We start from the raw sequence: 20,092 nt of genomic DNA, 5'->3' as shown, positions 1-20,092 counted from the left end.
CGACTATAAGCTAACCCAATCATTGCGGTGAATAAACACACCTTCCGCTCTGCCATTTGCCAACTGGTCCTGCAAGTCCATGGAGGACAGCTTGACCCGCCCTTTACCAATCAAACGGTGGTCTGCTTGACTGTAAACTTCCACGACCTGTCCCACTTCAAAGTCGCCTTCCAGGGCTTTGACACCAGCAGCTAACAAACTGCGGCCTTGGTGCAACATGGCGTCAACTGCACCAGCATCCACCTCAACTGCTGCATCTGTCCGAGCGTAGAAAGCCATCCACTGCTTGCGTTGGTTCATGGCATGGTCGTCCGCTAAAAAGAGCGTTCCACGATTGGCTTGGGTGACTGCTTGTAGAAGGGCCGTATCCTCCTTGGACGAGCAGATAAAGACTGGTACGCCTGACTTGGTTGCAATCTGCGCCGCCTGCAATTTTGTGGTCATGCCGCCAGTCCCGTTGGTCGAGCCAGCTCCTGCTGCCATGGCAAACAAGTCTTCCGTAATTTCCTTAATCTCTGGCAAATGTTTGGCATTGAGATCACTGTTAGGATTGGCCGTATAAAGGCCGTCCACATCCGTCAAGAGCACCAAGAGATCTGCTTTCAAGAGAGAAGCCACTTGGGCAGACAGGGTATCATTGTCTCCTACCTTTATCTCCTCAATGGCAATGGTATCATTTTCGTTGATAATAGGAATAGCACGTTGTTTGAGCAAGACCTGCAAGGCCTGAGAGGCATTTTGATAGCGTCTGGCATCCGCAAAATCATCCTGAGTCAGCAAAATCTGAGCTGACACAATGCCATCTTTCATCAGGTTCTGCGTGTATTCCTCAATCAGCAAGCCCTGCCCAACAGCCGCAGAAGCCTGCTTCTCCGCAATTTTGGTCGGTCGCTTGTCAAAACCCAATCTCCGAAAACCAGCAGCAATGGACCCCGAAGTCACCAGTACAATCTGGTAACCCTTCTGGTGTAACTGTGCCAGCTGATTGGTAATCCGAGCAATCTTAATGCGGTCCAAACTCCCATTTTCTTGGGTCAGAGAACTAGTCCCCACCTTAAATACAATCGTTTTTTCTACCATCGTCCCACTCTTTTTCCTAATATTTGAAAAATTATACCATAGTTTGCATGAATTTTCTATGTTCATGTTAGAAGAAAAGAGCCTTTCGGCTCACTCACTGAAAAAATAGCTCAGGGCATCCATGATTGCCGCCTCTTGCACCCCTTCTACCGGGTAGTCCTGCTCTAGAAAATCAATAACCTGTTGCCCATATTGCTTGGTCTGGAGGCGATTGTCCAGGAGAAGGACAGCAGATTCTTGGCGATCATAGCGATTGGTCCGACCAATAGCCTGCTTGAGTTTTATCATCATCATAGGTAAATGGTAGTCATAAAAAGGATTTTTCCCCTCTTGAATCAGTTTCCTATTTACCTTTTGAACAAAGGAATCCTTGGGATTTTCAAACGGCAGGCGGGGAATGACTTGAATCATCTGGTCCTGGTCGGCAAAATCTGCACCTTCCCAGAAGATGCCCGTTCCCAGAAGAATTTGACATTCTCCCCGTTCAAATCGTCGTTTTAAACTGGCATCTGTCCCATGTTTATGCTGGGCTAGATAGGGCAATCCTGCCTCTTCCAATAGATCCGCTACCTCCAAGAGCAGGGAAATAGAGGTAAAGAGAACCAAAATCGGTCGTCCCAGCTCTGCTATTTCCCCCAAACGCTCGGCAATAAATCCAGCATGCTCCTCCTTGGTCAGGCTCTGAATATCCGGCAGCCCACGGGGAATGATAATCTGCTGGTTGGTGGTCAGTTGATGAGGGAGACGGTCAAACGTGACTTCCTGAAAGCCCAGCAAATCCGCCAGGTTGACCTTACTACTAATGTCCAGTGTGGCACTGATACAGAAAATCTTACCCTGGGGCAGGTAGCTACTGACATCTAGCAAATCCTCCTTGGTCCCACGCAGGTAGGTCAGTCGCTTGTCGGCCAGGCGATGGTCTTCCAGCCAAAAACGCTCATAGTAGGTCAACAAATCCGTCAATTCCTGCAAATCATAATCCTGCAACTCCAGCAGATTCTGACGCAACTGGTCCAAGTCTGTCCGAGTGATTTTGCGGTCAGCCTGCTTGCGGAAATCTGTCATCAGGTGCTGCAGCTCAAATTGGCAGGATTCATACAAGCGCTGGTCCAGTAGGTTGCTGGTCCTGTCTTTCTTGCTCTGCAGGGTTTGCAAAAGCTGGGTCATATTGACCTGCCCAGTGGCCAAATTCTCCGCTGCCAATAGCAATTTTTGCGCTTCATCAATGACCACAAGGCGCTGGTTCATCAAGGGGTCCTGGTCCTTAAGATGGCTCAAAAAATAGGCGTGGTTGCTGATTAAGAGCCGACTGTCTACAGCCCTTCTCTGCACCTTTCTCCAGAAATCCTGGTCCCAAAAAAGGCTATCCTCCGACAACTTGCCATCATGGGCAATTTCATCAAAATAGGCCTGGTAACGCTGTTTCTGCTTGAGCTCGTCCAAGTCCCCTGTCTGCGTCTCACTGAGCCAGACCAGGACCTGCATTTTAAACTGATTGACCAGACGGTTGTCATCCTGGCGTTGCAGGGTCTGCCAATAGTTGTCTAGCTTAATAAAATGCTGGGGTGCCTTGAGGGAACTAATAGAAATGTGAAAAACTTCTGCTAAGCGCTTGCCTTCCTTGGACATAATTTGTTCCTGCAAGAGCTTGGTTGGCACGGAGACCAGTAATTTTTGGTCAGTTTTAGCCAGGAGCGGCAAGAGATAACCGTAGGTCTTCCCAAGACCAGCCTGGGCCTGGATAAAATGAACCTGTTGTTCATCACTTAATCGTTCCTCAACCAAGCCTGCAAAGGCCGTTTGCTTTTTCCGCTCATAGAGACCCAGCAGTCCCAGATTGGTCACAAAATCATCCGAAAACTTGCGCGAAACCGGAACTTCAATAGATTCTTGCAAAAACAAGCCGTGGCAGCAAACCAGGTCTAACGAGACCTGATCCGACAGCTGTGGTAGCAATTCCTCAATGACTAAGCGAGACTCGTAGAGCAGGCAATCAGATAACTGCACTAGTTGTTCCACCATGGATTTGGGCAGGGAGAGGATTTTTTCCTGGATTTTCAAGAGCAAGTTGGCTGTCGCAGTAGCATCTGCCAAGGCCGTATGGGCCTGATCCAAACCCAGGTCCAATTTATCAGAAAGATTGCCCAAGCTGTACTTGTCAATGGTAGGGAAAAAGACCTGGGATAACTCGACAGTGTCTACCCGCGGTGTGCGGAGTTCATAACCCTCAAAAAACAAGGCTTCCGCCAGCAAATTGGCATCAAAGGTCACATTGTGGGCGACAAAAATAGCATCAGCCAGCAATTCATAAATCTGACCGGCCACCTGGCCCAAACTGGGTGCCTGGGACAATTGCTTGTCCGTAATCCCCGTCAAATCAACAATATGTTCATCCAGGGGCTCATAGGGATTGATGTCCGTTGAAAAAGTTTCGACAATCTGACCATTTTCAACAATGACAATTCCTATTTGAATAATTTTAGCATCAATACCCGTACCCGTTGCTTCCAAATCAACAACAGTATACCGATTGCTTGATTTCGTCTCTTTCATAAAAACATTATAGCATAGATAGGCCATGAAAAACAAAATCCATGAAGGATGCCCCATTTTCTGTTAGACTATTAGATAGAATAAGGAGAGAAAGCGAGCCCCCATGAAAATCCACAAATCTGTCAACCGAGTTGCCACCCAAAACACTTATTATATCGAAAACGATAGCCATCTGCTGGTGGTCGATCCAGGCAGCGATTGGAATAAAATTCAGGCCACTATCGAAAAAATTGGCAAGCCTATCACAGCCATCCTGCTTACCCACACCCACTATGACCACATCCTAAGTCTAGACATCCTGCGTGAGACCTACGGTTTTCCACCCGTTTATGTGGCCGAAAGCGAGGCTAGTTGGCTCTATACTCCGGAGATGAACCTGTCTGGTCTACCCCGTCACGATGATATGGAAAATGTCGTCTGCAAGCCCGCAGAGCAAGTTTTTCAATATCAGGAAGACTACCAGCTTGACGGCTTTCATTTCAAGGTTGTTCCTACGCCTGGCCACTCGATTGGCGGTGTTTCTTTCATTTTTCCTGAAGCCAAAGCTGTTGTCACCGGCGACGCCCTCTTCCGGGAAAACATCGGCCGCACAGACCTTCCAACCAGCAATTTTGATGATTTGATTGCCGGCATCCAGGAGCATATTTTCACCCTCCCCAACCACTACACAGTCCATCCAGGCCACGGTCAAAACACTACCGTTGCCCACGAGAAAAATTTCAATCCCTTTTTTAGATAAGCAAAAATCCTAGGAAGCCAAACTTCTTAGGATTTTTAGTATTCTTAAATTTTTAAATAGCGGTTCATTGAGATAACCGATCCGATTGAACCAATCAACACACCGATGACAACCAGCGCTCCCACCATGATGGGAACAAAGATATCAACCGGAAGTAGGGATAGGTCTTGACTAGCCAAGCTCGCATTCACGGATTTGTAAACCATTTGATAGAGGAAATAGACCAGAGCTGCTGGAAGAGCCGCTCCCAGCAAACCTACCCAAGCTCCCTCCCAGAGGAAAGGACCACGGATGTAGGAATTTTTCGCTCCAACCAGTCGCATAATCTGAATTTCACGACTGCGGGAAATGATGGTAATCCGAATGGTGTTGGAAATCAAGAAAATCGCTGTAAAGAGAAGCAAGGCTGCTGCAGCCAGACCCCAGGTCCGAACCATCCCAGCCAACTTAAAGATACGCTCCGTCTCAACCTCTCCATCTCGAACCTCTGTCACACCGTCAATTTTGGCAATTTCAGCCGCCACAGACTTGACATATTGTGGCTCAGTCGTATCAATGATATAGGCATCATAGAGCGGATTGGCATCCCCCTGGAAGAGATTCCAGGTATCACCCAAGGTCGCTGTCAACTTCTGCAACTGCTCATCCTTGCTAGAATAAGTCACCGTCTCAACGTTTGGCAGGGCTGTGATTTTATTGTAAACAGCCTTGAAGTTAGGATTGGCAACTGTCTTACCTTCGTCATCTACAATGGTTTCAGCCTGGTCTGTCGAATTGGCCCGCAAGAATACATTGATGCGGACATTGTTTTCCAAATCCGAAGCCAACTTAGCGGTATTGATAATCACAGAAGCAAAGATTCCCACCAAGGTCAGGGTAATGGCCACAGAAGAAATCGCCGCAACCGTCATCCAACCATTTCGTTTGAGACTCTTGAGCGACTCCCATAGATGTCTAAAAAATCGTCTAATCATCGTATCCGTAGTCTCCTTCCGCTTCGTCACGAACCACTCGACCATCCTCAATCGCAATAACGCGATGACGGAGAGTGTTTACAATCTGGCTGTTGTGGGTAGCCATGAGAACTGTTGTCCCCTGCAGATTGATGCGCTCCAGCAAGCTCATGATTTCCCATGAATTTTCCGGGTCCAAGTTACCTGTCGGCTCATCCGCAATCAAGACTTTGGGATTGTTGACAATGGCACGCGCAATAGCAATCCGCTGCTGCTCACCACCTGAAAGCTCATTCGGGAAAGTACGGATCTTGTGCTTAAGTCCCACCAGGTCCAAGACTTCCATGACACGTTTTTTGATATTACGCGGTTTTTCACCAATAACTTCCATGGCATAGGCGATATTCTCATAGACCGTTTTCTTAGGCAAGAGCTTGTAGTCCTGGAAGACAACTCCCACACTACGGCGGAGGAGGGGAACATCCTTTTTCTTGATCTTAGCAAGGTTGAAATTCCCAACCGTCAAGCTACCTTTATCCAATTTTTCTTCACGGTAGAGGAGTTTGATGAAGGTAGACTTCCCTGCTCCTGATGGTCCAACGATGTAGGCAAACTCGCCCGCATCGACATTGATGGACACACCGCGAAGAGCAGTCGTTCCGTTACTATATTTCTTGGTAACGTCCTTCATTTCAATAATACGTCTTGGAGCGGCCGGCTGATCTGAGTCTAGATAGCGACCACTCGCATTTCTTCTATTTTTCTTTTTAAAAATTCCCATAGAATTTCCTGTCTGTGACAGTCCTTTCTGTATTCTTAGCTAATCCGCCATTTGAGATAGGCATCGATGAAACCTTCAATGTCTCCATCCATGACCTTATCGACTTGAGCCACTTCAAATCCCGTCCGATGGTCTTTGACCATAGTATAAGGTGTAAAGACGTATGAGCGGATTTGGCTTCCCCAAGTGATTTCTTTCTTGTCACCCTTGAGCGAGTCGACTTCTGCCGCCTTCTTCTCCTGCTCCAATTGATACAATTTAGCCTGCAGGAGTTTCATAGCCCGGTCACGGTTGCCATACTGGGTACGATCCACGGTTGATTGGGTCACAATTCCTGTCGGAATGTGGGTCAAACGCACACCGGTCGACACCTTGTTGACGTTCTGACCACCGGCACCACCCGATCGGAAGGTATCCATCTTGACTTCATCATCACGGATTTCAATTTCAATAGTATCGTCCAACTCAGGCATGACTTCAACAGACGTGAAGGAGGTATGGCGACGCTTGGCTGAGTCAAAGGGAGAAATCCGCACCAAACGGTGGACACCCATTTCTGACTTAAGCAACCCGTAGGCATTTGGTCCTGTGAAACTAAGCGTCACAGACTTGATACCAGCCTCGTCACCCGCTTGATAATCCAGCGTTTCGACTGTAAAACCTTTGGCATTACCATAACGCTGGTACATGCGCAAGAGCATCTCACCCCAATCCTGTGCTTCTGTTCCACCAGAGCCCGGATGGATTTCCAAGATGGCATTGTTGTGGTCATAGGGCTCTGACAGGAGCAAGGTCATCTCGTAGCTGGTCATGAGTTTGTCCAGCTCTGCCAATTTTTCAACCAATTCTTCACGAACCGACTCATCCTCCGCTAGGAAATCCAAGAGAATTTCAGCCTCGTCGTAGAGGTCAATCATCTGATGGAAATTTCCATAGGTATTTTTCAGTTCATTTAATTCTTGAGAGGTTTTCTGAGCCGCCAAATTATCATTCCAAAAATCTGACTCCGTCATCTTATTCTCAAGAATGGCAATCTCTTCTTCCAGACCTTCTAAGTCAAAGAGACCTCCTAAATGATGTTAATTTGTTGCCAAGCTCTTCCAGCTTTTGGCGAATTTCTGCTGTATCCATAAGTACCTCGTTCAAAATTTTATCTTTTCATTATATCATAGTTTCCTAGATTTCACCAGTTCTAAGAAAGCAGCCTGCTCCGCACGCACATCCTCATGATCAGAAGTCAGACTTGCGATAAAGTCTACCAGCTCCTGATTGGGTTGCTTAACCAGCTGGCTCAGAGCCCAAATCGCTGTCGCCATGTGGATCGGATTTTGCTTCTTATCAATGATTTCAATCAGTTTGGGAATGGCAGAACGGTCATTGGCATTGGCCAGTGCAATAATAGCATTGCGCTGGAGAATATTTTTCCCCCGCCAAGAGCCTGCAATCATGCCAAATTTTTCCTTGAATTGCCCATTGGACAAGTCCAGAAAGGGAATTAACTCCGGCTCAGCCAAATCGGGATCCACTTCTACTACAGGGGGACTGGAAATTCCCTTGTTGTAAGGACAACAAATCTGGCAAATATCGCAACCGTAGATAACGGTCTTGATTTTCTTGCGAAATTCCAAGTCCATCATGCCCTTGTCCTGAGTTTGAAAGGACAGACATCGTCGCGCATCCATGGTCGAATCTCCAATCAGGCAGGAGGTCGGACAGACCTCAACGCAGCGGTTGCAATCACCACAGTCATAATCAACTGGCTGGTCGGGTTCAATGTCTAGATTGGTCACTAATTCCCCAAGAAACATATAGGAACCAAATTCCTTGGAGATGACCAAGCCATTTTTGCCGATAAAGCCAATACCTGCCCGTCTGGCTACAGCCGTATCAACGAGGGCGCCCGTATCTACCATGGCCTTGTATTCCAAGCCCTCGGTCAGTTGTTCGATGCCACGAGCCAAGCGCTCCAACTTATCTTGGAGAATATAATGATAATCCAAGCCCCAAGAATTAGGCGTAATCTTACCGCGCTTGTACTGGGTTTTGACCGGCTTGACCGGCAAGTGACGTGGATAGGCTACAGCAATGGAGATAATGGTCTTGGCGGATTCTAAACTTAATCTTGGCCGAATCCGTTCCTCAATATTCTTATGCTCAAAACCTGTTGTTCGCCCCTCTTCGACTCCAGCCCTCAGGGATTTTTCCAAATAATCAAAATCATCCGCTGTGGTGAAGCCAATTTTAGAAATGCCAATTTCTTGGGACAATTTGATAATTTCTTCTTTGATTGTCATTATGTCCATTGTAACAAATTTAGTATATGCTTTTCAAGCTAGTAGATATAAAAATAAGTTAAAAGAATGAAGAAAATTGTAGCCAGGCCAGCAAAAATAGTCATTCTCCAGTAGGCCTTTTCCCGCCAAACAGCCGTCGCCTGGTACATGAGGTTAATCCCAATGGCTCCGCCCAGACCATTTGCCAGCAGGTCCGTGATGTCTGCCACCCCCAACAGGAGCAGGTATTGCACCACTTCAAAGCCCAGACTGGCCAGCAGAATGACAGCTAAATTTCGCTCCCACTCGGCCTTCCGAAAGATTATTTCCATGTAGAACCCAAAGGGAATAAAGCTGGCAATATTAAAAATGATTTCTGGATAATCCAGAACACCATTATAAACAGCCGTCCCAGCAAAAGGAATGAGATTGAGACTGGCATAGCCATAGCGACCGTACAAAGTGGACAAATCCATCTTAAAAACGATAATCCAAATCAGCACCAGCAGATAGATAATAAAAGAAATTCGTGCTATCTTTCTTGTCATCATGACTCCTCCCTTCAATCTACATATCAAACCCGAGTTCACCGTTAACTGATATAAAAGTGTCCATCTGTGAACACAAGCTCTATCATTATACCACAAATAGAAGGTTCAAAAATGACACTTCTGTGACAAAATCAGCTCAAACTTTCCACACCTGTAAAGAAAGAAAACCCGGTCAGACCGAGTTTCGCTAAATATGATGCCCTTCTTGAAAGGCCTTAAATTCATAAATCTGTTTCATCAGACGCTGGTAATTGGCCTCCTTACAAGCCTTCATAATCAAAAAGCAGTCGATTAGTTTCCAGAGGTAAATCAAAGGCAAAAGTAGAAAACCAATCAAGACAAACATAAGGACAAAGGTAATGCCCATGGCAGCAAGCTTGAGAAATCCTAATTCCTTATTTCCAACATAAAAACGGTCCACTCCCAATTCACCAAAGAAAATAGCCAACAAGAGAGCCACCAGAGGATTCTTCAAGGGTACCATCATCAAAGCATTGAGAGCTGAATCGTCAAGACCAGCCAGTTCCTGCTGCAAGAGGGGCAATTTTTCACTAGGGAAAGACGAGCTGTTGTTCAAAACATAGGTTTGTGGGTAATTCATAAAAACTCCTTTCCTCTAGTTTACCACTCCCTTATGCCAACTTCAACAAAAAAACTAACCCAGTTTCCTGAGTTAGTTCATTCTATTCAAATCAGATAGCTTTTTCATCCAAGCCCATCTTGCGTTGAACAAATTTGACAATTTCAACAACAACAACCATGAGACCTGAACCAATAATTGCTACCAACCATTGAGTTGGTGTCAAGATTGAAACCTTGAAGAAGGTATTGAATCCTGGAATTACCAAAGTTGCCATCAAGAGCAAGAAGGCAGCTACGATAGACCAGTTAAAGAGTTTGTTCTTAAATGGACCAACGGTAAAGATAGATTGGTAAACAGACTTAACGTTGAAGGCATGTACCAACTGGATCAAACCAAGTGTCAAGTAAGACATGGTAAGCGCATCTGCGTGAATTTCTTCATAGGTGCTGTGTTCTGGGAATAACAAAGCATATCCGTAAACACCCAAAACAAGTACAGTTTGAAGGATACCTTGGTAAACGATAGAGCTCAAGACACCACCTGAGAAGAAGCTTGAGTTACGACCACGAGGTTTGTGCTGCATAACACCTGGCTCAGCAGGTTCAACACCAAGGGCGATAGCTGGAAGTGTATCTGTTACCAAGTTAATCCAAAGAAGATGAACTGGCTCCAATACGTCCCAACCAAAGAGGGTTGCAAGGAAGATACAGAGAACTTCTGCCGTGTTGGCTGACAAGAGGTACTGAATAGTCTTTTGAATGTTTGAGAAGACCTTACGTCCTTCTTCAACCGCAACGATGATGGTCGCGAAGTTGTCATCAGCAAGGACCATGTCAGAAGCACCTTTCGAAACCTCTGTACCAGTGATACCCATACCGATACCGATATCCGCTGTTTTCAGAGATGGCGCATCATTAACACCGTCACCAGTCATGGCAACAACCTTACCGTCATTCTGCCAAGCCTTAACGATACGAACCTTGTGCTCTGGAGACACACGCGCATAAACTGAATATTGCTTGAAGACTTTTTGGAACTCTTCGTCTGTCAATTCGTTGAGCTCTGCACCTGTAAATACGTGGTCCTCTGTATCGTTTTCATCAATGATACCAAGACGCTTGGCAATAGCCTCAGCTGTATCTTGGTGGTCACCGGTAATCATGATCGGACGGATACCCGCTTCTTTCGCGACACGAACCGCCTCAGCAGCCTCTGGACGCTCAGGGTCAATCATACCAACCAAACCTGAGAAGACAAGGTCATTTTCCACAATTTCAGATTCCAATTCTGGGATAGCATCCACATACTTGTAAGCCATCATGAGGACACGAAGAGCTTGCTTAGCAAGTGATTTGTTGGTTGCAAGAATAGCATCCTTGTCCGCATCTGTAATCGGACGGATAGTGCCGTTTTCTTCGATTTGAGTCACACGTTTGAGCAACTGATCTGGTGCACCTTTTACCGCTACAAAGAAATTGCCTGCAGCTTGTTGGTGAATGGTAGACATCAATTTACGTGTTGAGTCAAATGGTAATTCAGCCACACGTGGCTCGCTAGCCAAAACTTCACGAACATCGAAGGATTTGTCCAAACCAAATTGAACAAGAGCTGTTTCAGTTGGGTCACCAATCAATTTACCAGTTGGGTCAACCTTTGTATCGTTGGCGAAGTTCATAACACGAAGCGTTGTATTGCTAGCATCCAAAGCTTCTTTAGCATCCACCAATTGACCGTTTGTATAGACTTTCTCAACCGTCATTTGGTTCATGGTCAAGGTACCAGTCTTATCGGAAGCGATAATTTCAGTTGAACCAAGTGTTTCAACCGCTGGCAACTTACGGATAATAGAATTCCGTTTAGCCAATACTTGGGTGCCAAGCGAGAGGACAACAGTAACAATAGCTGGCAAGCCTTCTGGAATCGCCGCAACCGCAAGGGCAACGGATGTCATAAGGGCTGGCAAGATACCTTCACCACGGACAAATACAGATACCAACATGGTGATAACTGCAATAATCAAAACGGCGTAGGTCAAGACCTTAGACAATTGGTGCAAGTTTTGCTTGAGTGGTGTGTCTGTCTCATCAGCATTTGCCAACATGCCAGCAATGTGACCAACCTCAGTAAACATACCTGTGTTGGTTACCACACCAAGACCGCGACCGTAGGTCACGTTTGAGTTTTGGTAGGCCATATTGACACGGTCACCGATTGGCGCATCTTCTGCCAATTCAGCACTCAAGTCCTTATCAACAGGAACAGATTCACCAGTAAGAGCGGCTTCTTCGATTTTGAGGGAGTTAGCCTCCAAGAGACGCATATCGGCTGGAACGACATCACCTGCTTCGAGCAAGACGATATCACCTGGAACCAATTCTTTTGAATCCACCTCAGTGATATGGTTGTCGCGAAGGACACGCGCCACTGGGCTAGACATGTTTTTCAGCGCTTCAATGGCTGCCTCAGCTTGACCTTCTTGGTAAACACCGAAGGCTGCATTGAGGATAACTACGGCCAAGATGATGATAGCATCTGTCAAACCGTGTGAACCTTCAGTGATAACTGTAAGAATGGCTGCACCGATCAAGATGATAATCATCAAGTCCTTGAACTGGTCTAGGAATTTAGCCAGAAGGGTACGTTTTTCACCCTCATCCAATTCGTTACGACCATATTCTCCCAGACGCTTACCAGCTTCGTCGCTGGTCAAACCGTCCAAGGATGAACCTAAGCTAGACAATACTTGCTCTTCGCTTTGAGTATAAAACAAATCGCGTTTTTGTTCTTTTGACACTGTTTTTCTCCTTTTCGATCCCCTTTTTACTTAAAGAAATAAAAAAGAGACCTGTTTTATTAAAACAAGTCTCGCTATTTAAGATAGTGCCGGAAACGATTTTCGGATTGACGACACTATCACGGACAAGTCCGTTAGCTACTCCCTCGATTTGTCCTCTATTATACCAAAATTTTTTGACAGGTCAAATAGATTTACACTTGAAAACGTTTTATTTCCAAGAAATTTCCATTTGATAGGAAGCAAAGAGTTGTTGGTTCTCTAGTCCCTTCAAATCGTAAGCCAGTAAAACCGATTGATTTTCCCTATCTAGCTGGTAGCCTTTGGTATGGGTCACAAAATGCTGGATACCCATGGGCGTGGGAATGGTCACGATAGCCTCACCATCCGCCAGAAAGCGCATAATGGACTTGGGATTGGAAAAGCGCGTCATGGTTAGCTCGGCCTCACCACATTTAATCGCTACTTTTTCCTTCTCGTCATTGGTATAGAGCAGATAGAGGGAACCGTCTTTTTCCTTGACATCTACCGGAAAGACCTGATCTACCACTTCTAGCTGACCGTCCAGGTCAATTTCATTTCTCAAGCGAATCTGCATATACTTTCTCCTGTTTGGCATTTTTGATAAAGGATGAGCGGAGCAACATGAGGCCTGTATAAGCTGCGATGAAAACAACCAGCACTTTCAGCTTATTGATATCGAGATTGGACAGGAAGAAGGCCGCTGTCAGAACGCCAAGCACTCCTCCCAGGATAATTCCTGGAACGCCTGGCCAATTGACACGACCAGACTGAATAAATTGTCGTGCACCTGCTGATAACATGACTGCCGCATTGAGCATCATAACAGGCAGAGCTACTGCTGGACTGATACCCATCAGGGAAAAGAAAATCAATTCCGGTGCATAATTTCCAAGGCCCATGCTAAGCAACATGCCAATGAAAAAGTCAAAGATGATGCCGACCAACAATTTCCAGCCCGTCAAACCACGAACGGCGTTATCTAGGTCAGCACCAGGATTAGTTATCATACGATAGACCATGATGCCCGCCGCCACTAGCAACAAAATCCCCAAGACACGCTGAACCTTGCGGGTATCCCAATCTTGACTCACCCGTGCACCAACCGAGGCTCCTGCAAAGGCTGCTATCGCGAGAGGTACTAGGGTGGTCATTTCCACCTCAACAATAGTGATGAAAATCAAGGCCTCTATCAAAATTGGAATAATGTGGGCCGTAGTCATAGTTGCTGGAATTTTCCGGTCGTCCTGGATGATTTTGGTCGCCTTGAGGAGACTGGTGGTCGTCGCAAAGGTTCCAATACCCAAGGTATCCAACAAGTCCGTCACAAAGCCAATACCAAACCCTGTCCAAAAACGGTCTGTTATGGATATTTTATGCTTGCGGATATGGGAAAAAATCAAATAAAGCATGTAAATAATCAAGCTCATCAGCAAGAACTGAATGGCACGCAAAATAAGTTGATCTGTCATTCCTCCATTATACTCAAAAACTGCACCGGGGTACATCTCAATATCCTTGTAGTGCCTCAAATTGAAGAAAAAAATCTATTTTTTTGCTATAATGAAGGTTATGATTGAAAAAGTTTTTCGTGATCCGGTTCATAACTACGTCCATGTGGACCATGAACTTATCTACAAACTAATTAACAGCAAGGAATTTCAACGACTGCGCCGCATCAAGCAATTGGGAACCACTTCCTATACCTTCCATGGTGGTGAGCACAGCCGTTTTTCCCACTGTCTCGGTGCCTATGAAATTGCCAGACGGATTACCCAAAAATTTGAAGACAAGTATGCCGAACTCTGGGACCCGTCTGATTCTCTACTGACCATGGTGGCTGCTCTCTTGCATGATGTGGGCCACGGGGCTTATTCCCACACTTTTGAGCGCCTCTTTGATACCGACCATGAGGAAATGACCTGCGCCATCATTAGCAGTCCAGAAACAGAAATAAACAGCATTCTGAGGCAGGTATCCCCTGATTTTCCAGATAAAGTCGCCAGCGTCATTAACCATACCTATCCCAATAAACAGGTGGTCCAGTTGATTTCCAGCCAGATTGATGTGGACAGAATGGACTACCTCCTTCGGGATTCCTACTTTACAGGCACCAACTATGGGGAATTCGATTTGACCCGCATTCTCCGAGTTATTCGTCCGACTGAAAATGGCATTGCCTTTAAGGAGTCGGGGATGCATGCGGTGGAAGACTATGTCCTCAGCCGTTACCAGATGTATATGCAGGTCTACTTCCACCCAGCCAGCCGCTCTATGGAGGTCCTGCTGCAAAACCTGCTCAACCGTGCTAAATTGCTCTATACTAGCGAGCAGGATTTCTTTGCCAGAACCTCTCCACGACTGCTGCCATTTTTCGAACATCGCATTACCCTAGCAGACTACTTGTCCTTGGACGACGGGGTTATGAATACCTACTTCCAGTCTTGGATTGACGGACCAGACCGCATTTTGTCGGACCTGGCCCAGCGCTATATCAATCGTAAGGTCTTCAAGTCCATTACCTTTAAGGCCGAGCAAGAGGCTCAATTAGACTCTCTTCGCAGCCTGGTGGCCGATGTAGGCTTTGACCCCGAATACTATACAGCTATCCACCATAATTTTGACCTGCCTTACGATATCTACAGGCCCAATGCCGAGAAAAAACGGACCCAGATTGAAATCCACCGCAAGGATGAGATTTTGGTAGAACTATCTGCCCTATCTCCTATCGTCGCTGCCCTATCTGGAACCATTCATGGCGACAGCCGTTTCTATTTCCCCAAGGAAATGCTGGATGAGTCTGGGATTTTCTCCCAGCAAACAGCGGCATTTATCAGCCATGTTCACAATGATCAATTTGTAATTGGAGACCAACATGACCATTAAACTAGTTGCTATCGACATCGACGGCACCCTCTTAAACAGCCAACACGAAATCACACCTGAGGTCTTCCAGGCTATTCAGGATGCTAAAAAAGCAGGTGTCAAAATTGTTATCGCCACAGGACGACCTATTTCTGGTGTCCGTGCAATCCTAGACCAGCTCAACCTGACAGAGGCTGGTGATTACGTAATCACCTTCAACGGTGGCTTAGTCCAGGATGCAGCTACCGGCGAGGATATTGTCAAAGACACGCTTTCATACGATGATTATTTGGATATTGAACTGGCTGCCCGCAAGCTCAACTTGCCTATGCATGCCAGCACCAAGGAAGGCATGTACACTGCTAACCGCAATATCGGCAAGTACACTGTCTATGAGGCCATGTTGGTGAGCTCGCCGGTCTTTTATAGAACCTCAGAGGAAATGGTGGGCAAGGAAATCATCAAATGCATGATGGTCGATGAGGCTGAAGTACTAGATGCTGCTATTCCACAACTACCTAGCAACCTGACAGATAAGTACAATGTCGCAAAATCAGCTCCATTTTACTTAGAAATCACACCTAAGACAGTCAATAAGGGCCAAGCTATTATTCAGCTGGCTGCTAAATTAGGCCTGACTATGGATCAGACCATGGCCATCGGCGACCAGGAAAACGACCGCTCTATGCTAGAGGTGGTTGGCAGTCCTGTTGTCATGGAAAACGGTAATTCCGAATTGAAAAAAATCGCCAAGTACATTACCAAATCAAATGACGAATCGGGCGTTGCCTACGCCCTTAGAGAGTGGGTATTAGACTAATGTTTACATATAAAATCGGCATCTCCGCCGAGGAACACGATCAATTTGTAAAAATCCATGAACAGGTCAACCTCCTGCAAAGCAGCTCCTGGGCAAAGATTAAGGACAACTGGGGAAATGAGCGCTTGGGATTCTACCAAGATGACAGTTTAGTGGCCGTTGCTTCTGTCCTAATCCGCCCCTTACCTGCTGGCCTTAGCATGCTCTATATTCCACGTGGTCCGATTATGGACTACTCAAACCAAGACTTGGTTCAATTTGTCCTTGCTTCTCTAAAAAAATTCGGCAAAATCAAGCGAGCCCTCTTCATTAAATTTGACCCAGCCCTCCTACTCAAACAGTACAAAATTGGACAAGAAGTTGAAGAAAACCCTACAACCCTTGCACAACTAGCCATTCTCCAAAAGGCAGGCGCTGAATGGACAGGACGGACTCAGGATATGGCACAAAGTATCCAACCCCGTTTTCAAGCTAATATCCACAGGGACTACTTTTCCGACGAAACTCTGTCGAAAAGCACACGCCAAACCATTCGCACATCCTTGAATAAAGGACTTGTAGTTCAAGTTGGGGGCGTCGAATGGCTAGATGAATTTGCTGCACTCATGAAAAAAACTGAGAAACGCAAATCAATCTCTTTGAGAGATAAAGCCTATTATGAAAAAATACTGACAACCTATCCAGAACATTCCTTTATAACCATTACGCAGTTGGATTTAGATAAACGTTATAGCACACTCCTTGCTCAAAAAGAGAAATTGACACAGGAAGCTCTTAAATTTACAGAAAAGACTAAGCCAGGTAAGCGATCCCAAAATAGTGAAGATACAGAAAAAACATTAGAAGAACTGGCTTTCCTGGAAAAGAAATTAGCTGAGGGGCATCACCTTGCCTCTCTTGCTGCAACACTTTCAGTTGATTTTGGCCCAACTTCTGACAATCTCTATGCTGGAATGGATGAAGAATACCGCCGTTACCAACCTGCCATTCTGACTTGGTATGAAACAGCAAGACAGGCGTTTAATCGCGGTGCCTCATGGCAAAATATGGGAGGGATTGAAAACCAACTAGATGGTGGGCTCTTTAGTTTTAAATCAAAATTCAACCCTCTCATTGAAGAGTATCTTGGGGAATTTACCGTCCCAGTAAATCGCTTCCTCTACAAATTAACAACCACCGTCTATACAATCCGAAAACAATTAAGGAACCGACACTAATGCAGCTAATTGAACTGAATTTAGTAGATTATCAGAAACATGCCAATCAAGTTTCACAGCGTTCATTCATGCAAACGGAGGAGATGGCTGAACTCCTAAGAAGACGTGGCATGGATGTTCGCTATATCGGCCTGACTGACAAAGGGCAAACTCTTGTATCTGCTATTATCTATGCAATTCCGATGACCGGTGGCCTCCATCTGGAAATTAATTCTGGACCTGTTTGCCAAGACCCGGCATACTTGCACCACTTCTACCGCTTGCTCAAAACCTATGCCAAAGAACGCGGTGCCTTGCAAGTCTTAGTCAAACCCTATGACAGCTACCAAACCTTTGACAGCGACGGAAAGGCTACTGGGCCTGAACAGCCAGATCGTATCAAAGACTTGACCGACAACGGATTCTTACACGACGGACTTTTGACAGGTTATCCAGGAGGAGAACCAGACTGGCACTATGTAAAAGACCTGTCAACCTTGACTCAAGATAGCTTGTTTGCGTCCTTTAGTAAGAAAGGAAAAACACTCGTCAAGAAAACCAATAGTTTTGGACTAACGATCCGTGAGTTGGACAGAGACCAACTGGAACGATTCAAGGCCATCACTTCCGCCACCTCAGAAAGAAGAGAATATCCAGATAAATCTCTAGACTATTACCAAGACTTTTTCGATGCCTTTGGCGAAAAGGCTGCCTTCACTATGGCTAGCATTAACTTCCGCGTCTATCTCCAACACTTGGAAGATAGCCAAAAGCAGGTCCAACAAAAATTGGATGCTGTCCAAGAAGAACTAGATAAGAATTCAAATTCTAGAAAAAAACAAAACGAGCACCGCGAGTTGACCAGCCAGGTAATGAGCTTTGAAACCCGCAAAGAAGAAGCCTTGAAATGGATTGACCAGTATGGCGAAGCTGATATCGATCTAGCAGCCAGCCTTTTCGTCTATACCGACCATGAACTTGTCTATCTCTTCAGCGGTTCACTGACAGAATTCAATGCTTTTTATGCCCCTGTTGCCCTTCAAGAATTCGCTATGCGAAAAGCCCTAGATAAAAATATCCCTTTCTACAACCTTTTAGGCATTCGTGGAGAATTTGACGGTAGCGACGGCGTTCTCCGTTTCAAACAAAACTTTAATGGGACAATCGTACGAAAAATGGGAACCTTTCGTTACTACCCACATCCTATAAAATATAAACTCATTCGCTCCTTAAAAACTATTTTAGGCAGAAAATAAAGGAAATATATGACATTAAGAGTAATCACTGAACAAGAATTTCAAGCCCACATTGATCAAGCAAAATCCCAACTTTTTGAGCAATCTCCAGAAATGGCCAGTCTGTTAAAAAAGCGGGGCTATGAAGTGACCATCCTAGGTTATGAAGTAGAAGGAGATTTGAAAGTATCCGCTATCTTATTTAGCACTCCAATTGCTGGTGGACTCCATATGGAACTTCACAATGGACCTATTTGTACTGATGAAACCTATCTTCAGGATTTTTATAAGGGGTTACAACACTTCGCAAAAAAAATGCAGGCAATTGAACTCAAGGTAAAACCCTACCAGTCCCTCCAGGAATTTGATACCAATGGCAATCCAACTACGGACATCAATCATACCATCATTGACCAATTAACCTCTATTGGTTACCATCATCAAGGATTACATGTCGGCTATTCTACAGGGGATTGGTACTACATCAAAGATTTGACCGGTCTAACTCAAGAAAATCTATTTCAATCTTTTAGTAAGAAAGGGAAGCCACTCATAAAGAAAGCTAAAACATTTGGCATCTCCATTCGTAAGTTAGAGCGGGATCAATTGGCACTTTTCCAAAAAATAACGGTTGCAACTTCCGATAGACGAGATTTTAATGACAAACCGTTAGAATATTATGAGTACCTATATGATAGTTTCGGTGATAAGGCAGAGTTTCTTGTCGCTAGCTTGAATTTCAAGAACTATTTAGACAATTTGGCTCGAGAACAAGGGGGGCTATCAGGCAAGATCGATCAACTCCAAGCTGACCTGCTCCAAAATCCAACTTCAGAAAAAAAGCAAAATCAATTACGCGAACTCAAGAGTCAGTATGAAACATTTGAAATCCGTAAAGAAGAAGCACGAAACATGATAGAAAAATATGGGCAACAAGATGTCCCACTTTGTGCAAGCCTTTTTGTCTACCTAAAAAAGGAAGCCTACTATCTCAATAGTGGTTCCTATCCTGAATTTAATAAATTCTATGCGCCAGCAATACTTCAAGAACATGTAATGCTTGAAGCTATCAAGCGCGGATGCCAGTCCTATAACTTCTTAGGGATAAGTGGACAGTTTGATGGAAGCGATGGTGTGCTACGATTTAAGCAGAATTTTAACGGCTATATTAAACGTACACCCGGAGTATTCATGTACTATCCAAATCCACTTAAGCACAGTCTCATTCAAGTTGTCAAGAAAGTTTTAGGTCGATATTGATACATCTAGGAGGACTCCTATGACTTTAGAGCTAATAACTGATGAATTGTTCCAGGAACATATCAAAAAAGCGAATCGTCAATTTTACGAACAATCACCCCAAATGGCTCGCCACTTAGCAAAAAGAGGCTACGACGTCAAGATTGTAGGTTATGAGGTTGAGGGAGATGTGAAAGTTTCCGGTGTTCTATTTAGTAGCACTATTGCAGGGGGGCTTCATATGGAATTACACAACGGTCCAGTCTTTACCGATCCTCGTTATTTGAAAGACTTCTTTCAGGAATTGAAACAATTTGCCAAAAAACTTAATGCCCGCGTTGTAAAATGAAGTGCAACAAAAAAGACATGTTCGTCTGATATACTAGAATTCCCCAACTCAGTATAGAAA

At 45.2% G+C, this 20,092-nt stretch carries 18 protein-coding genes; 7 read left to right on the top strand and 11 right to left on the bottom strand.

Going from position 1 to position 20,092, the window contains the following annotated elements:
- Positions 1-3: 3 nt before the first annotated feature.
- Together proB and ACHBGV_RS04390 are read right to left on the bottom strand one after the other, a co-directional pair.
- The gene (proB, locus tag ACHBGV_RS04395) at positions 4-1,080 is read right to left on the bottom strand and encodes a glutamate 5-kinase (protein ID WP_394735706.1); all 1,077 of its coding nucleotides are present in this window, start codon (positions 1,078-1,080) and stop codon (positions 4-6) included.
- 90 nt (positions 1,081-1,170) lie between these two features.
- Positions 1,171-3,633: a bifunctional DnaQ family exonuclease/ATP-dependent helicase gene (locus ACHBGV_RS04390; protein WP_394735705.1), complete on the bottom strand. Its 2,463-nt coding sequence runs from the start codon at positions 3,631-3,633 to the stop codon at positions 1,171-1,173.
- Between the two features lie 103 nt (positions 3,634-3,736).
- On the opposite strand from ACHBGV_RS04390, the gene ACHBGV_RS04385 reads away from it, so the two are divergent.
- Positions 3,737-4,372 (top strand): MBL fold metallo-hydrolase, encoded by a 636-nt coding sequence (locus ACHBGV_RS04385; RefSeq protein WP_394735704.1) that lies wholly within the window; start codon positions 3,737-3,739, stop codon positions 4,370-4,372.
- A 44-nt stretch (positions 4,373-4,416) separates the two neighbouring features.
- Here ACHBGV_RS04385 and ftsX read toward each other — a convergent pair whose 3' ends face one another.
- The 9 genes from ftsX to ACHBGV_RS04340 all read right to left on the bottom strand — a co-directional run bounded on the left by ftsX (position 4,417) and on the right by ACHBGV_RS04340 (position 13,800).
- Entirely contained in the window at positions 4,417-5,346 is a 930-nt protein-coding gene (gene ftsX / locus ACHBGV_RS04380; RefSeq protein ID WP_105110304.1) for a permease-like cell division protein FtsX, read from the bottom strand.
- Positions 5,339-6,016, bottom strand: a complete 678-nt coding sequence (ftsE, locus tag ACHBGV_RS04375; protein ID WP_105110314.1) for a cell division ATP-binding protein FtsE — start codon at positions 6,014-6,016, stop codon at positions 5,339-5,341. Before ftsE ends, ftsX begins: the two co-directional genes overlap by 8 nt.
- 125 nt (positions 6,017-6,141) lie before the next feature.
- Positions 6,142-7,237, bottom strand: a protein-coding gene (gene prfB, locus ACHBGV_RS04370) for a peptide chain release factor 2 (protein ID WP_394735703.1) whose coding sequence is annotated in 2 segments (ribosomal slippage) — positions 6,142-7,164 and positions 7,166-7,237 — 1,095 coding nt in all. Because the reading frame shifts where the segments join, the coding sequence is not laid out codon by codon here.
- 35 nt (positions 7,238-7,272) lie between these two features.
- Positions 7,273-8,400 (bottom strand): tRNA epoxyqueuosine(34) reductase QueG, encoded by a 1,128-nt coding sequence (gene queG, locus ACHBGV_RS04365; RefSeq protein ID WP_394735702.1) that lies wholly within the window; start codon positions 8,398-8,400, stop codon positions 7,273-7,275.
- Positions 8,401-8,438: 38 nt separating this feature from the next.
- Positions 8,439-8,930 (bottom strand): VanZ family protein, encoded by a 492-nt coding sequence (locus tag ACHBGV_RS04360; protein ID WP_172022525.1) that lies wholly within the window; start codon positions 8,928-8,930, stop codon positions 8,439-8,441.
- 187 nt (positions 8,931-9,117) lie between these two features.
- Positions 9,118-9,531: a TM2 domain-containing protein gene (locus ACHBGV_RS04355; RefSeq protein ID WP_105110300.1), complete on the bottom strand. Its 414-nt coding sequence runs from the start codon at positions 9,529-9,531 to the stop codon at positions 9,118-9,120.
- 91 nt (positions 9,532-9,622) lie between these two features.
- Complete coding sequence (locus ACHBGV_RS04350; RefSeq protein WP_394735701.1) at positions 9,623-12,307, bottom strand: cation-translocating P-type ATPase; 2,685 nt, start codon at positions 12,305-12,307, stop codon at positions 9,623-9,625.
- Positions 12,308-12,518: 211 nt separating this feature from the next.
- Entirely contained in the window at positions 12,519-12,905 is a 387-nt protein-coding gene (locus tag ACHBGV_RS04345) for a DUF1934 domain-containing protein (protein ID WP_105123100.1), read from the bottom strand.
- The gene (locus tag ACHBGV_RS04340; protein WP_105123249.1) at positions 12,883-13,800 is read right to left on the bottom strand and encodes a sulfite exporter TauE/SafE family protein; all 918 of its coding nucleotides are present in this window, start codon (positions 13,798-13,800) and stop codon (positions 12,883-12,885) included. Before ACHBGV_RS04340 ends, ACHBGV_RS04345 begins: the two co-directional genes overlap by 23 nt.
- 100 nt (positions 13,801-13,900) lie before the next feature.
- On the opposite strand from ACHBGV_RS04340, the gene ACHBGV_RS04335 reads away from it, so the two are divergent.
- Genes ACHBGV_RS04335 through ACHBGV_RS04310 form a run of 6 tightly spaced genes read left to right on the top strand, consistent with a single transcriptional unit; the run spans position 13,901 to position 20,032 of the window.
- Complete coding sequence (locus ACHBGV_RS04335) at positions 13,901-15,214, top strand: HD domain-containing protein (protein ID WP_170239114.1); 1,314 nt, start codon at positions 13,901-13,903, stop codon at positions 15,212-15,214.
- Positions 15,204-16,013, top strand: coding sequence for a sugar-phosphatase (yidA, locus tag ACHBGV_RS04330; protein ID WP_105123098.1), 810 nt, complete (start codon positions 15,204-15,206; stop codon positions 16,011-16,013). Before ACHBGV_RS04335 ends, yidA begins: the two co-directional genes overlap by 11 nt.
- A complete protein-coding gene (locus ACHBGV_RS04325) occupies positions 16,013-17,230 on the top strand; it encodes an aminoacyltransferase (RefSeq protein WP_394735700.1) in 1,218 nt (405 codons plus the stop codon). Before yidA ends, ACHBGV_RS04325 begins: the two co-directional genes overlap by 1 nt.
- On the top strand, positions 17,230-18,465 hold the full coding sequence (locus ACHBGV_RS04320; protein WP_105123096.1) for an aminoacyltransferase: 1,236 nt from the start codon (positions 17,230-17,232) through the stop codon (positions 18,463-18,465). The genes ACHBGV_RS04325 and ACHBGV_RS04320 overlap by 1 nt, the downstream gene beginning before the upstream one ends.
- A gap of 9 nt (positions 18,466-18,474) precedes the next feature.
- Complete coding sequence (locus tag ACHBGV_RS04315) at positions 18,475-19,704, top strand: aminoacyltransferase (protein ID WP_105123095.1); 1,230 nt, start codon at positions 18,475-18,477, stop codon at positions 19,702-19,704.
- A gap of 19 nt (positions 19,705-19,723) precedes the next feature.
- A complete protein-coding gene (locus tag ACHBGV_RS04310) occupies positions 19,724-20,032 on the top strand; it encodes a peptidoglycan bridge formation glycyltransferase FemA/FemB family protein (RefSeq protein ID WP_394735699.1) in 309 nt (102 codons plus the stop codon).
- Positions 20,033-20,092 lie beyond the last annotated feature (60 nt).

The sequence above is a fragment of the Streptococcus sp. A34 genome, from assembly GCF_043674115.1.
In the GTDB taxonomy this organism is placed as follows: Bacteria; Bacillota; Bacilli; order Lactobacillales; family Streptococcaceae; genus Streptococcus; species Streptococcus suis_V.
Note: the sequence above shows the minus strand (reverse complement) of the source record. Positions and strands in the feature narration are given on the sequence as shown.